The sequence below is a fragment of the Mycobacterium sp. MAA66 genome, from assembly GCF_041261665.1.
In the GTDB taxonomy this organism is placed as follows: domain Bacteria; phylum Actinomycetota; class Actinomycetes; order Mycobacteriales; family Mycobacteriaceae; genus Mycobacterium.
Map to the genome: position 1 here is coordinate 175,007 of NZ_JBGCCC010000011.1, position 15,042 is coordinate 190,048.

Consider the following 15,042-nt stretch of genomic DNA (forward strand, 5'->3'; position numbering starts at 1 on the left):
ATCACCCTGACCGGCGGCGGGAAGCGGACATACGGTCGGCATCGCTGACGCCGACCAACTGGTCCCGCCTGCCGATGTCTGTGGGGTGGCCTCCAACGGTGATACGCCCTGGCTCGCTGTCGCACTATGCGCAAGGCAGGTGTACATCGCTATCGCCATCGGCCAGGCGCCCAGGCGTGCACCACGAACTGCGCAATCCGTTACTGTTCCCACCACCGGCTGCGGCTGTGCCTACAGATTCCCGGTGTTATCTGTGCATCAACTGACCGCCACCACTAGGGCAGCATTTGACCAGGCTGATTGCACGTGTACTCGTCGAAACCGAACACCTTGGCCACGAGCACCAAGTCATCGACTAATCAAAGGCTTTCGCCTTCGATCGCCACGGTCAGGCGTCCAAGGTGAGGTCGCTCGCGGGAACGGCGGAGCAGGTCAGGCAGACGGTGGGGTCGTCTGATTCGATTCCGTTGAGGTAGCGGACGCGTCCGGAGATGATGGGGACGGCGCAGCTTTCGCATTCGCCGACACGGCATCCGCTGGGTAGGGAGAGCCCTTGGGCCTCTCCGAACGTGAGTATCGGGCCGTTGGCCGGTGTCCAGGTGACCGGCGGTTGATGCGACCGCGTGAAGCTGATGGTGTAGGTCTTGCCGTCGTCGACCAGTGTGCCGGTGGGTGCGGTGAATAGCTCGCGGAAGATGTCGAACCGTGGCATGCCTCGGGCGATGAGTCCGTCGGCGAACCCGTCCATCATGGCTGCGGTTCCGCACATGTAGACCCGGGCTCGCCGGGTGATGAGGTCGTCGGGGACGTCGGCGGCGCTGATCCGGCCGTGACGGTCGAAGTCACGTCCGAGCAGGTCGGTAGGCAGCGGTGCGGTGTAGTGGTTCAAGACCGTCAGTGCGGGTAGGCGGGCGGTGTGGTGGCTGATACGGGAGCCGAATGCGTGGGTGCTGCTGTTGCGGTTGCTGTAGAGCAACCAGATTTCCAGGGGATCGTCGTCAGGCAGCGATTCCAGCAGGCTGATGAACGGGGTGATGCCGATGCCGCCGGCCATCAAGATAACGGGTTGTTGGGACTTCTCGGGCAGGACATATCTTCCGGACGGCATGGCGATGTCGATTGAATCACCCACGCAGAGTTGGTCGTTGAGGTAGCTGGACATCACACCGGCGGGCATTTGTCCGGGCGATGGCGGTGCCGGTTGGCGGCGCACGGTGATGCGGTAGTGGCTGCGGTTGTTCGCACGGGCGGCGCCGGATAATGAGTAGGCGCGCACGACCTCGGTGCCGATGGTGGCTCTGATCTCGATGTGCTGGCCAGGAAGGTAATCGGGCAGCGCTCGGCCGTCCTCCGGAGTGAAGGTCACGGTGTGTACATCGTCTGCTTCGGCGGTGACGTCGCTCACGCGAAATGCCCGATATCCCTTCCAGGGTCGCTGGCGGGACTGGGTCAGCGGGTCCAGTTCGATGTTGCACCGGAAGGATCGATGCGGAACTGAGCCGCTGATCGGGTCACTTGCGTCCGCAGAAATGAGACTGTTGACGTTGCTGCTGGCTGCGCCGAATACGGGCAAAGGTCCGCGGTCCAGTTCCGGACATGCTTGCCACCAACCGAATTCGGCCACGACGACATCATCGGCGAGGCTCGGGGTGATCTTGGCGACGAAGCGTGCCGCACCTTGGCGGGTAGTGAGGCGGATCCAATCACCGTCACCGATACCCCGGATGTGGGCCAGGCCCGGTCCGATTTCTGCCAGGGGCAGCGGTGAACGTTTGCGTAGCGAGGCCAGTTCGCGGTGCTGGCTGTGGCAGAAGTGGCCGTTTTTGGCGGTGCTCAGGATCAGCGGATACTTATCCACCGTTCCGTCGCGTCGCGTCCGCTCGTTTTCCTGTGGCGGGGTGTAGGTCGCGATGGCGGGTTGTTGGTGGCGGTGCAACAGCTCTGAATAGATTTCTACCCGGCGTGTTTCGGTGTCGAAACCTCGGATACGTCCCGACCCGTCGTGGTGGGGTAGCTGGTGTTTCTGTTCGCGCGCATCGATGTCACATGTGACTCCGTGTGGGTTGGCGCGCAGCGTGGCCGCAGTCAAACCTAGCGGTTCGAGCATGTAGTTCCACCCGGCTTCGATGTCGCCGCCGAAGAAGTCCGCGCTCATCCCGAGGCGGCAGGCCAGGTCGAATGCGATCTCGTAGTCCGCGCGGGATTCACCCCGCGGCGAGACCATCCGCGGGCGTAGCTGTATCAATGCGGCAGCAGCGTCGGAGATTTCGAAGCCGAAGCGGATTCCTTCATGCTCCCAGGGGCTGCTGACCGGCAGCACGATGTCGGCATATTGCGCTGAGGGATTTTCGAACAGATCGCAGTGGACATAAAACTCGACCTCCGCGAGCGCCTCCCTCGCAGCATCTGTATCAGATTGGGCCAGAAGCAAATTGGTACCGAAGGCTACCAGAGCCCGGACCGGGTATGGCGCGTGTTCGCTGATGGCGCGGTACATGTCGCGCGCGGTGATCCATCCGGTCGATGGCGGGCCGATCGGACGTTGATCAACGCCGAGCGCCTTGGCCATCTGCTCGTCAGGCATTTCGCCCCACGCGTTGACGGCACGGTAGAACGGCCCGCGGCGGATCCGATTTCCCCCGATGCGGTCGAAACTTCCCGTAAGCGCGTACAGAGTCGATACCGCCCGCTGCGTCTGAGTGGCGTTGGTGTGCTGGCCGATGCCGGTCCATCCGTAATACGCGACCCGCCGCCCCGCCTGGAGCAGGTCGGCGGCCGCGGCCAGCTGCTCCGGTTCGACACCGGTGATGTCGTTGACACGGGCCGCGGTGTAGCGCGCCGCTTCCCGGGCCAGTAGCTCAAAAGCCGGCGCACAGTCGACCGCGGCGGTGTTCCCGTCATCGTCGACAACACCGACCGCGACGCTGCCGTCGAGCCGCATGCGCTCGGAAAGCTGTGGCGGCGTCGGCAGATCGCCATTGATCGGCACCGGGAGGTCACATTCGTTGTCCCACACCAGGTACCGATTCGTGGGTGCGTGCGGCCACACCATTTGTTCGCGCAAGAACAGTCCGGTGTCGCTACGCACCAAGAAACCGGCATTGGTCCAGTTCCGGACAAACGATTCATCGTAGAGACGCCGCTGCATCATCTCCCGGATCAGGCCGAGTGCCAGTGCGGTGTCGGTTCCAGGCCGCACACCCAGCCAGACATCGGCTTGTTTGGCCAGCGTGATCGGCCGCGGATCCACCACCACGACCTTGGCGCCCTTGGCCCGCCCATTCCCAATCGCGTTGGCCTGGGCCAGCCAGGTGTTCGCCGGATTGTGCCCCCACAACATGATGGTGTCGGCGTTCTCGAAATCAGCGGTCGGCAATCCGCAGCCAAAAGTGAAAGCATGCGCAAAGTCTTTGTGCCAGTTGCAGTTCTCAGTGCCGTAACAGGTATTTGGGCTGCCGAAGCGACGTATGAAGCGTTCGATCCAGTCGATGCTGTCCGAGATGGGTGTGCCGCTGGGGGTGGTCACGGCGAAAGCCACTGCCTCGGCGCCGCTTTCATCCCGGATCGCGGCGAGTTTCTGCGCTGTTTCGGTCAGCGCGTCCTCCCAAGTGATCCGCTGCCATCCCGGATCCGCCGCACCTTTGGGGGTCGTGCGGCGCATCGGGTACAGCATCCGGTGCGGGCTGTGCACAATCTCCGGCGCCGCCCGCCCCTTCATACACATCGCTTTACCAGTCGGATGCTCGTGATCGGGCTCAACCAACACCAACTGATCACCGTCAACGGTATTACGCGTCCCACAACGGGAACGACACAAGGTGCAATAGCCATTGATCACCACCATCGCGGCACCAGCTCCCTGGGTACGCGACAGTTCGGGCACACCCAGTCATCGGGCAGATCCGTCCAACGAGTGCCGGCCGCAATACCTTGATCGGGCAATCCGAGCGCCTCTTCATACATGAATCCGCACCCCATGCACTTCATTCGCTTGAAGGTCGTTTCGGCCACGTCCCTTGCTTTCCTGGGCATTGGAACGCCGCTGGCGACGGTCCAATGCCGTTACGGCGACACCGGATAACCGCGTGGCGCACGGTGGTCGTAGAAGGTGACGTCCTCACCGTCACGTAGGTCGAGCACTTCGCATCCGGTATCAGTCACCGCTACCACGTGCTCCCAGTAGACCGCCAGGGTTTTGTCGGTGGTGACCGCTGAACGCGTGTTGTTGGGTAGCCGTATGCCCTCACCGCTGCCCGCGCAGATGAACGGCTCCACCGTGATCACCATGCCCTTCTCCAGGACGCGGCCCTCGTTACGGGGATCGTGGTAGTACGGGATTAGCCAGCCGTCGGCGTGTACCTGGCCGATCGAGTGGCCGGTGCCGTTAGCCACTCGCAACATCGAGAAGCCGAAAGATTCGACGTACGCCTGGACCTGTTCGGCAATGTCCTGTAGGTGGGCGCCGGGGCGCACCAGGCTGATCCCCAGGCACATCGCCTGGTAGCCCACGCCATAGAGCAGTCTGGCCTTGGACGAGGTCTCTTCTCCGACGATCCACATTCGCTGGGTGTCGCCGCACCAGCCTTCCTTCTTGATACTCACGTCTACGCCGAACAGGTCGCCGGTCTTGAGCGGGATCCGGCTGGGCTCGCCGTTGAAGACGATCTCGTTGTGCGCGATCGAGATGCAGGCGTATGGGCTGGAGTCGTAGCCAGAGAGGTCCTCGCGGTCGAGCTGGGCGCCGTACTTGTTGACGATCAGGTCGTAGGCGATGTCGTTGATGTGCTGCGAGGTGACGCCGGGTTCGATGTGCTCGGTGAGTTCGGACAGTATCTGCGCGCAGATCTTGCCAGCCTCGCGCATCATGGCGATCTGATCGGGGGTCTTGGTCGAGATCAGATTGTGGTCGATGTTGTGGGTCGGATGGGGTGCTGCAGGGCTCATCGCGCCTCGATCAAGGGTGTGGGCGGATTAGGCGTTGAGGCCGAACAGGTTCGCTGCCGTGGTGCGACCGATCTTGATCCGGTCGTTTTCGCTGATGGGCACCGTGTCGAACCAAGGCGCAATCTCATCCATCGACTCGTATGGGTAGTCGACCGAGAACAGCACGCGGTCGGCGCCTACCTCCAGCATGGTGTCCAGCAGGGTGGAAGTGCGGAACACACCACTGGTGGTCAGGTAGAAGTTCTCCCGGAGGTACGCGGTTGGCGGCTTCAGGTGCGGGCCGTGAGTCTCGCGGCGCTGGTGGCGCAGGCGGTGTTCGACCCGAGGCAAGGTGAACGGCAACGCTTCACCGCAGTGCCCGAGGATGACGTTGATGTTGGGGTACCGGTCGAACAGACCACTGAGGATCATCCGCAGTGCGTGGGTGGAGGTTTCGACGCCGAACCCCCACGCCGAGCCCAGCAGACCTTCGTAGCCCTGGTAGATGCGTTGCTGGTTGGGCAGCGGAATCCGGGGATGCAGGTAGACCGGGACGTTCAGTTCACTGACCTTGTTCCAGAACGGGTCGACCTGCGGCTCGTCGAGATACTGGGCGGTGTTCTCATCACCGATGTTCGTATAGCCGTTGATCAGCGCGCCCACCGCACCCAGGTCCTTGACCGCACGCTCAAGTTCGGTCGCGGCAGCTTGGGGATCCTGCAGGGGCACGGCGGCAAACATCCGCAATCGATCCGGGTGGCGGCCAACCAATTCCTTGGCGGCGAGGTCGTTGAGCCGTTGTGCGGCATCGATCGCGGTGGGGGTGTCGGTGATCCCTTCGATGCCAGGCTGGGTCAAGGACAGGATCGAGACACCGATACCGTTGCGCTCCATGTCCTCGACCCGCTCGTCGACCTCTTTCAGCCGGCGCTCCACCTCGTCGAAGTAGCCCTTCTCGGTGAACGAATGCTCTCCGGTGGCGTCGAAATCTGCTGGCTCCCAGTGCTCTTCGAGCGCAATCTTGCCTTTCATGATGTAACCTCCTCGGTTGGTCAGGTAGAGCGTCTTTCGTTACTGGGTTGTCGCGGTTAGCTTTTCAGCCCGAACAGACGCTGGGCGTTGGTGCGGCCGATTTTCTCCCGGGTGTTTTCGTTGATGGTGGCGGCATCGAACCAGGCCGCGGCCTCCTGCATGTACTCGAACGGGTAGTCCACCGAGAACAGCACGCGGTCTTCGCCGATCCCGGAAATGGTCGCGTACAGCGCCGGGGTGCTGAAGAAGCCGCTGGTGGTGACGTAGAAGTTTTCCTGCAGGTACTGCGTCAGCGGTTTTTTGAACTTGCGCAGGTCGCCCTGGTTGTTCACTTGGTGATCGACCCGCCAAATGACGTAGGGCAACGTTTCGCCCAAGTGCCCGAGAATGATGTTCAGTTTGGGGAATCGGTCGAACAGCCCGCTGGTCATCAGGCGCAGCGAGTGCGTGGCCGTTTCCACCGTGAAGGCCCATGTGGCGCCGAGTAATTCGGGGTGGCCCTGGTATATGCCCTGATTTCCCGGCAGTGGGTTGCGCGGATGCAGGTAGATCGGCACGCCCAGACCTTCGACGCGTTCCCAGAACGGCAGGAACCGCGGATCGTCGTAGTACAGGCCCGTGTCGGCGTCGCCGAGGTTGGTGAATCCGTTGACCATCGCCCCATGGAAACCCAGCTGTTTGACACAGCGTTCCAGTTCATCGGCGGCGGCCACGGGGTCTTGCAGTGGCAGGACGGCGAAGCCGCCGTAGCGCGGGCTGTGTGCGGCCACCGTCTCGGCCAGAGTGTCGTTGATCCGTTTGGCTGCGCTGACGGCCTGCCGGGCATCGGTTTCTGACTGAATGTCCGGCGACACCAGCGACTGGATCGCGTACTCGATGCCGGTGGCGTCCATGTCTGACAGACGCTGCTCGTTGACGTCCAGCAGTCGACGTTTGACATCCGCCATCAGCTTCGGATCGGCGTAGTACTCCGGAATCTCGAACTCGGGCAGGTTGTAGTGTTCCTCGAACGCGATCTTGCCGTTCATCGTGCGACCTCCTTGGTTGGTCGGCACCCTCCTGGGGGCTGAAGGCACCGTCGGTGTTTCCTTGTGGGTCAGACGCGGACTGGCCCGTCTGCGAGATATTTCCGCAGGCCAATTTGGTCGATCCGTTAAGCGCGAAGATGATCCGATATGCGCGGTCTACCCGATATCAGCCACCAAGCGCGCTTCCCGCTCCTGCCTTCGCCATCATCAGAAGTGCCGGCTCTTGTTCACGTCGAAGCCCCTAACAACTACAACGGTCACATCGTGGCAGCGGCCGCACCATCGCCCGCAGGGTGATTTTTAGAGCCCGTTTGGGGTATGGCTAGCGTGTTGAGGTCTTACCGACGGCCTTGTCGCAGAACGAAGTTCGCTGGCGCGGCCATTGCCGCTATCGCAGTTCGGTGCGACCGAGAAGATCCTTCAATTGGCCGCGGGAATTGACACCCAGTTTGGCAAAAGCATTGCGGAGGTGAGTTTTGACTGTGTGCGGAGACAGCTGCAGTTGCTCGGCGACGGCGGCATTAGTTGCCCCCTTCGTGATCAGTTCGGCGACCCGCAGCTCGGCGTCGGTTAGGCTACCCGGCCCAATTTTGTCGCGGCGTCGGGCCACGATGCGCCGTTCCACACCCACCCCACGCAATGCTTGTCCGACCCTCCTGGCGTCAGCGATCGCCTGGCAATGGGTGTAAGTGTCAAATGCCGCATTGAGGTGATCGACTGCCTCTGCGGTGCGGCCGCCGCGGGCAAGTTCCCCGCCGGCGTCCTCCGCGGCGCCTGCGTATAACAGTGGGCGTGACAGTGTCCGCAAGGCAGCTGCCGACTGTTGCAGCGCATGGGCGTCACGCTCAAGGATTCCGCGAGCGTGGCCGGCCGCGCCCAGGAGCAGCGGTGGGCCCGACCGCTCCCGCTCCAGGCGTTCCAAGCTCTCCAGTACGCGTGAGCGAAGACCGGCATCGCCGGCTGCCGAGGCCACCTGTGCACCCAAGATGAGCTGATCCGGGGCAAGCCAAAGCCACAGAGGTGTTGTAAACGGCGCGGCCCCGTCACCGAGCCACCTCACCGCTTCGTGGATACTGCCCTGGTGGTATGCGGCCTTCGCCAGCACGTACGCGGTTCCTGCGTAAGCGGCCTGTGAGCCCGTCGAGCCTGCGGCCAGGGCCAGTTCATAAGTCTCGCGCCACAGATGTGGATCTCCCGTGTGCGCTGCAACCTCTGCAAGGAGGACTACGCGCACAGCGTTGGTGGGACTCCACTCTGAGTCTTGCGTGGGTCGTACGGATTCGGCGCTGGCGCGCGCGTCCGACAACCGTCCGGCGGCTAAGTGAACAAACCCACCCGTGAGGGCCCAGAGCTGCAGCGCCATCCCATTGCGCTCTCGATGGGCCTTTTCGACGCCAATCGACACCTGCGTTCCGGCATCCTGCATTCGTCCGACGTAGGTAAGCAGACTTGCCCGGTGCATTGCGGCGAGATCGTGGGCAAGGCCGCGTTCGCAGTTGCGGATTAGCGTGTCAAGCTCGTCCATACGCTCGATCGCGCGGCTCGCATGCCCCTCTGCAGCGTCGAGGGTAGCCAAAGTCGCTTCGCAGAGAAGCCTGCTCTCGGCATCATGGGTTGCTTCAGCGGCTACAACTGCCTCATTGGCTGTCGCCAGAGCTCGATCGTGGAGGCCGGTCATGGCAAAGTTGTAAGCCATCCAGGCTCGATGACGCGCGTTGGTGACCTCGCTGACGTTGGGCAACCGCAGCGCGCGGGCGTTCTCCTGAATGCGCTGTTGGGTTGTTTCGTTTGGGGTGATCAACCGCAGCCGGATTTTCGCCTCTTCGTCGGGCGACACGGGTACCAACAGCATGCTGCCTGCCACTGTGTGCGCCTCGCCGTAGCGGGTGGCCCGGTTCAACAGTTCTACGACTTCGGCTACAAGAGTCCCGCGCTGAGGATCTTCACCAGGCAGCAGTTCTAACGCTCGCTTGCTCAGATCCGCGGCTGCGCCCGGGTCACTGCCGGCTAGCGATTGAGCGGCTTGGCGCAAAGCACTGATGGCAGCCTGATCACCAACGTCGGCGCTGCGCACCAACTGGGTCGCGACCTCCTCAGGCGCGGCACCCATCTCCAGCATGACGCTCGCGGCTTGTCGCTCCATCGCGCGAAGTAACGACTCCGACAACGACTGTCGGGTAGCTTCGCGCAGCAGCTCATGGCGAAACCTCAGGTGTCCACCATCTTCCACCAGCAAATCAGCCTTGATCGCCTCCTGGACTGCCGATGCGAGAGCCGTCGGCCGACGTTCAAGCATCGCAGCCAGCAGGCCGGCCGAGAACCGATCCGGTAACACAGCAGCTACCTGTATAACCTCGCGTCCTGTGTTGGATAGCGTTTCCAATCGCTGCTGCATACCGGTGCTGAGTCGTCGTGGAAGCTTCTGGCCGCTGGCAACCGCCCTTCCGGCGGTGACGGCAAGCCGTCCCTCCTCGCTTAGCCCACCCAGCAGCTCCATTACCAGAAATGGGTTGCCGTGGGCTTTGTCAGCCAGACTCAGCAGCGACGTATCGGCGCGAGCCAATATGGTGTCCTGCACGATATCGGCGACATCGTTCGCCGATATCGCGTTCAGCCGCAGAAACATCGCATTGTGGCGCTCGAGCGCAGTCAGGGTTTCGCGCACGGCCGACCCGCCGGCACCCGTTCGTGCAGTCAGCACCCAGAGGACTGCGACGTCGACCAGCGCCGAGGTCAACGAGCGTAACGCCAGTAGGGTGCCGTTGTCGGCCCAGTGAATATCTTCCAGCAGAATCGCCAGTGGTGTCTGTTTGGCCGCCGCTCGGATTGCGGCCTGCAGATCTTGCACTACCCAGTACCTCAGATCGGCTGAACGGCCGAGCCGACGTAGCGCTTCGGCGTCACCGATCGGTGGATCCGCTCGCAGCGTTGCCATAAACAACGAGAAAAACGGAACGGTCTGCTGATACTCGAACGCTTCACCAAACAAGGTGCGTATGCCGCGTTTCTCGGCGAGCGTCGTTGCCTCAGTCAACAGACGGGTCTTGCCAATCCCGGGCGGACCCTCGATAACGACAATGCCCCCATGCCCTTGTGCCGCCGCCGCAACTTGCGCGTCGATCACCTTCAGCTCAGCGATCCGACCACGGATCAGCGGGGCGACTAAGCGCCGACCGGCCAGCTCAGCATTGCCAGTGAGCCTCTGCACCGTCATACCATAAGGCGGCGAATCAATAATGAGTCGATCGGAGCGTCGGCCATCTGAAAAGCATGGAGAGCTCGTCGTGTCTGCGGAGTCATATCGGTCCGATTCACGCCCGACGGCACCAGCAGCGCGGCACTCCAGCGTCTGGGGGTTGCGTGGCCCTATGTCAAGCCCTCATCAACAAAGACTGCGACCGCGTCGACGTAGCGGTGCATGCGGATTCAGTCAGATCGAGGTTCCCGGCATCCGCCGAACGGCCGCTTAGCGCGCGTCGATAATTGCGCGCCGTACCGACCCACCGCTATGACGGTTGAGTGCCGACGGACAGGCAGCAGGTTGATGCATCTTGCCGTTGCGAAGGCGGGGCTGATCACTAGCTCTACCCCGTCGCCGCCATAAAGTCCCCCCGCAGAGCGATGGTGTCGTAGCTCGGGGAGTGCAAGCATCGCGGCTATCAACGCCAACGAAATGAAGTGGAATGCGATGACACTTTATCGATGGGAGGCGTAATGAGCACGTCCGACGCTTCCTTACGGGGAGGCAAGCTCATGGCCCAACGCTTCCTCGCCAGCGGTATTCCCGCCCCCGGCTGACGATGAGCCGGACGGTACTGATCAGCGGGGCAAGCAGGGGTATTGGCCGCGCCCTTGCCGAAGGCCTCGCTGCGAAGGGAAATAGGGTGGTGGGTATCGCGCGCGCGGGCGATGCGACGTTCCCCGGTCGACTGCACACCGTCGATCTGTCAGACCGGTTCGCGACGTCAATTGCGTTGCAGGAAATCGCATTTACAAACCGGATCGACGCCGTTGTTAACAATGTCGGTCTAGTCCGCCCCCAAGCGCTGGACGATGTCACGTTAGACGCGCTCGACGCGGTGTTGGACCTCAACCTGCGCACCGCGTTCCAGTTGACTCAGGCGGCATTACCTGGCATGCGTGAACAAGGTTGGGGCCGAGTGGTCAACATCGCCAGCCTGGTCGCGCTTGGAGCATCAGAGCGCAGTGCGTATGCGGCAGCCAAGGCTGCGTTGATCAGTGTCACCCGCGGGTGGGCACTGGAGCTGGCAACGACCGGAATCACCGTCAACGCGGTGGCTCCAGGACCTACGGAAACCAATCTGTTTCGCGAAAACAACGGGCCCGGTACCGACGGTGAGATGCGTTACCTGGCGATGGTTCCCATGCGGCGCTTCGGTCGAGCTCGCGAGATCGCCGCAGCTATCGCATTTCTGCTGTCCGACGATGCATCGTTCATTACGGGTCAGACATTGTTCGTCGACGGTGGCGCGTCTGTTGGGCGGACGCTGACCTGAGAGCCATCCCTTAATGGCAACGGGTCGGCCCCCATGGTTGATAGGCGTAAGCAGATTTGCTATCTCAGGGTCGGCGAGCGCTGACCGACTCCCGGATGCAGTTGGCGAGGCTCACGATGAGTTGCAGGTCGGTGATGTCCATTGCGTCCTTAGTTACCACGAGTTTGTTCATGAGCGAGTCTGGTCGGGCTGGACATATGCCGCTATCTGCCATCCGGCCGGGCTTCCCTCCGACTGGCGGGGACAGCCCACCGCCGAGTTGCGCATCAAACTCGTCAAACACGCCGCGTAATCGTCGATGTCGTTACCGCTTTCGGCCAGGCCGGCATATCCGGCGCCGGTGGATGCGGCATCGTCGTTCCAGGCCTGGCGTGCGGGATCTGCGCTCGGAGCGTGGGGTCGTCATCGCAGGGCTCCCACTCGGCCGCCGTCGGTAAGGCCCCGGGCTACCTGGGCCATCGCCACGGCGAGATCGCTGAGATGGAATAGAGCGAAGGCAAGTAGCGCCGCCCACACCCGACTCGGGCTCGCCGAAGCCGCTGCCAGCGCCAACGCCTCAAAGAACGCAAGGTGCGGCTGCGGTATTAGCCGCAGGGGTGGGTCGCCGAGGTGGTTGAGGCACCCCCCGGGATGGGTAGTCGACGGCGGTATGGGCACGGCTGGACCTCTTGCGTGGCCAGCAGCGATGACCTAGAGTCACGAATATCGTTCGTAGTGAACGATAAAAGTACATGAATCGACTCGTCGTCAAACGGTCAGCGGGAACAGCTGCGAGGCAAATAGCAAACAACTGACGCTCGGTGGCGAGCGTCCACGACGTGTCACTGGAATCGGAGCTGGCCGAAGTAACGCGAACACGGCGCTGCTGGTCAGAAGGAGTTGTCATGAAGCTAGTCATTGATCGGGGCCGCTGTGAGGGCTACGGACTGTGCGCCGAGACTGCGCCAGCGTTGATGCACCTCGACGACGACGGCGAGCTGATCCTCGACAGTGAGGAAGTGCCGCCGCCGGCGGCTTCGACGGCCGAGTCCGCAGTGAGGGTATGTCCGGTCGCTGCGCTGAAGATCCGTTGATGACCCGGGGGAGTTCCCGAACTGAACGAATCGTGGTGGTTGGCGCGTCGCTGGCCGGTACGACCATGGTCGACAAGCTGCGGCGGCAGGGGTTCGCGGGCCGGTTGACCCTCGTCGGAGAAGAGCTGCGAGCGGCGTACAACCGTCCGGCCTTATCGAAGGGGATTCTTACCGGAAGCGACGACCCTGATGAGATCGCGCTGCCGACGTTGTCCTGCGAGGTCGACGAGCATCTTGGCGAACCGGCGACGGGAGTCGACCTCGATCGTCGGGAGGTCGTTCTCGCTGGCGGCGAACGAATCGGCTTCGACAAACTCGCCATCGCTACTGGAGCGCGCGCCCGCAGGCTTGCCGAGTGCAATGCGGCTGAACCCGGCGTCAAGGAGATGACCTTCCGCGACGTCGACGATGCACTCTCCCTCGGACGGCGCCTTGCTGACCAGCCTCATGTTGTTATCGTCGGCGCCGGGATCCTCGGTATGGAACTGGCCTCGGCCTGCGTTGAGCGGGGTGCGACGGTCACCGTGGTCGGGCAGCAACCCCCGCTGCATTGCCAGCTCGGCAGCTACCTGGCCGATCTGCTCGCTGAAGCCGCGACGCGACGAGGCGTCAGGTTTGCGCATCATCCCGCTGGGGTGCGACTTCGAGGTACAGCGGGACCGCCTGCAGCTGAGCTCGGCGACGGACGCCGCTACGAGGGGGATCTGGTGCTCACCGCTGTCGGCTGTACGCCCAACGTCGAGTGGCTTGAATCGTCGGGCCTCCCAGTTCGCGACGGCATTCGAGTCGACGACCGATGTCGGCTGGGACCCGACATCGTCGTCGCCGGGGATGTGGCGGCGTTCCCCTCAGCGACCGGGCACCGCCGCACCCCGTGGTGGAACAGCGCGCTCGAGCAAGCCAACACAGCGGCCCTCGCCCTGTTGCACGGCGACGCCGCGCCGCCGCTGATCCCTTCGCCCTACTTCTGGACTGAGCAGTTCGGAATCTCGGTGCGAGTCTCCGGCGTCCTGCCCGCCGTAGGTGAACCGATCGTCGTGGACGGCGACCGTGGAACCGGCGAACTCATTCTGAAGTGGCCCAGCCGCCACGGCTGCGCCACCGCTGCCGCGGTCAACAAACGTATCCCAATCAACCGGCTCCGTGCTCTGACGCAGTCCGCCTGAAGGTCTACATCGATGGAAGCAAAACAATGACACTTACCCACACGCCGCACTCGGACGTCGATCTCTTCGCAGACGACACCTTGTACGACCCATATCCTGCCTACCGCGAGCTCCGCGAGTTGGGGAGTGCCGTCTACCTTGACAAACTCGATGCGTGGGCGCTGCCGCGCTACGACGACATCCGGGCCGCGCTCGGCGACTGGGTAACCTACTCCTCGGCAGGAGTCGCGCTCAACGACGTCGTGAACGAGATGCTCGTCGGCACTGAGCTGGCGGCCGACCCGCCCGAGCACGACAAACTCCGGGCTGTCCTCGCGGACCGACTCGGCCCACGAGCCATTCGGCACCTGCGGTCCGTCATCTCGACCAAGGCCGACGCCTTAGTCGAGAGCGTGCTGCAGAAGCCGTCGTTCGACGTCGTCATCGACCTCGCCATGGCCTTCCCATTCTCCGTCGTGTTCGACCTCATCGGTTTGCCGGAGGAAGCCCGGCCCAACATGCTGCGCTGGGCGGACGCGAGCTTCGAAGTATGCGGACCTATGAACAAGCGAACCGAAAATGGTCTTCCCGTCCTCGAGGAGCTGTTCCAATGGATCAGTACCCTGAGCGCGAACGACCTCAAAGACGGCAGCATGGGCCGTGCCATCTTCGAGGCCGCCGACGCCGGACGGATCCAGCCCGAGTCCTGCATTCCCCTTCTCATCACCTACACCACGGCCGGCATGGACACCACGATCAACTCCATCGCCAACGCGGTCCACCTCTTCGCCACGCACCCCGAGGAATGGGATCGCGTGTGCGCCGACCCCAGTAGCGTGCCCAGCGCCTTCAATGAAGTCCTGCGGTACGACGCGCCAGCGCAGGTATTCGGCAGGAAAACAACCAGGGACGTCACCGTCGATGGCGTGCACATCCCCGGCGGCGCCCAGGTCTTGATGCTGTACGGCTCCGGCAACCGCGACGACCGTCACTACACCGACCCTGACCGCTTCGACGTCACGCGCGACCCCGTCGACCACCTCACGTTCGGATACGGCACACACTCCTGCGCCGGTCAGGCCCTCGCGAAGCTCGAAGCCCACGCTGTCCTCCGCGCCCTGACCAAGCGCGTACGACGGTTCGAAATCGGTGAGCCACGCAGGCACCTGAACAACGTGATCCGCGGCCTGGAAGCACTTCCTGTCACCGGCTTCGAACGCCACGAGGTGTAGCCATGAGCCAGACAGTGCGCGGTGTGATTTCCCGGTCCAAGAAGCAGCCCGTCGAGCTGGTCGACATCATCATTCCCGATCCGGGGCCGGGT

General features: G+C 63.0%; 11 protein-coding genes. 5 read left to right on the forward strand and 6 right to left on the reverse strand.

Annotated elements, in window-relative coordinates:
* Nucleotides 1-388: 388 nt before the first annotated feature.
* The 6 genes from ABIA30_RS23990 to ABIA30_RS24015 form a co-directional block, all read right to left on the reverse strand.
* Nucleotides 389-3,844 carry a molybdopterin-dependent oxidoreductase gene (locus ABIA30_RS23990; RefSeq protein ID WP_370070055.1) on the reverse strand — a complete coding sequence of 1,152 codons (3,456 nt, stop codon included), beginning with the start codon at nt 3,842-3,844 and terminating at the stop codon, nt 389-391.
* On the reverse strand, nt 3,835-4,032 hold the full coding sequence (locus ABIA30_RS23995) for a rubredoxin (protein ID WP_370070057.1): 198 nt from the start codon (nt 4,030-4,032) through the stop codon (nt 3,835-3,837). The genes ABIA30_RS23990 and ABIA30_RS23995 overlap by 10 nt, the downstream gene beginning before the upstream one ends.
* A gap of 30 nt (nt 4,033-4,062) precedes the next feature.
* Nucleotides 4,063-4,944 carry a M24 family metallopeptidase gene (locus ABIA30_RS24000; protein WP_370070059.1) on the reverse strand — a complete coding sequence of 294 codons (882 nt, stop codon included), beginning with the start codon at nt 4,942-4,944 and terminating at the stop codon, nt 4,063-4,065.
* A gap of 27 nt (nt 4,945-4,971) precedes the next feature.
* The gene (locus ABIA30_RS24005; RefSeq protein WP_370070061.1) at nt 4,972-5,955 is read right to left on the reverse strand and encodes an amidohydrolase family protein; all 984 of its coding nucleotides are present in this window, start codon (nt 5,953-5,955) and stop codon (nt 4,972-4,974) included.
* Between the two features lie 56 nt (nt 5,956-6,011).
* Entirely contained in the window at nt 6,012-6,983 is a 972-nt protein-coding gene (locus ABIA30_RS24010; protein ID WP_370070063.1) for an amidohydrolase family protein, read from the reverse strand.
* Nucleotides 6,984-7,371: 388 nt separating this feature from the next.
* Nucleotides 7,372-10,191, reverse strand: a complete 2,820-nt coding sequence (locus ABIA30_RS24015) for an AAA family ATPase (RefSeq protein WP_370070065.1) — start codon at nt 10,189-10,191, stop codon at nt 7,372-7,374.
* A 592-nt stretch (nt 10,192-10,783) separates the two neighbouring features.
* Here ABIA30_RS24015 and ABIA30_RS24020 point away from each other — a divergent pair.
* The 5 genes from ABIA30_RS24020 to ABIA30_RS24040 form a co-directional block, all read left to right on the forward strand.
* On the forward strand, nt 10,784-11,500 hold the full coding sequence (locus ABIA30_RS24020) for an SDR family oxidoreductase (protein ID WP_370070067.1): 717 nt from the start codon (nt 10,784-10,786) through the stop codon (nt 11,498-11,500).
* Nucleotides 11,501-12,384: 884 nt separating this feature from the next.
* On the forward strand, nt 12,385-12,573 hold the full coding sequence (locus ABIA30_RS24025) for a ferredoxin (protein ID WP_370070069.1): 189 nt from the start codon (nt 12,385-12,387) through the stop codon (nt 12,571-12,573).
* The gene (locus ABIA30_RS24030; protein ID WP_370070071.1) at nt 12,573-13,739 is read left to right on the forward strand and encodes an NAD(P)/FAD-dependent oxidoreductase; all 1,167 of its coding nucleotides are present in this window, start codon (nt 12,573-12,575) and stop codon (nt 13,737-13,739) included. The genes ABIA30_RS24025 and ABIA30_RS24030 overlap by 1 nt, the downstream gene beginning before the upstream one ends.
* Nucleotides 13,740-13,765: 26 nt before the next feature.
* A complete protein-coding gene (locus ABIA30_RS24035; RefSeq protein ID WP_370070073.1) occupies nt 13,766-14,950 on the forward strand; it encodes a cytochrome P450 in 1,185 nt (394 codons plus the stop codon).
* Nucleotides 14,951-14,952: 2 nt separating this feature from the next.
* Nucleotides 14,953-15,042 (forward strand): hypothetical protein (locus tag ABIA30_RS24040; RefSeq protein ID WP_370070095.1); only part of this gene is annotated, 90 nt, incomplete at its 3' end.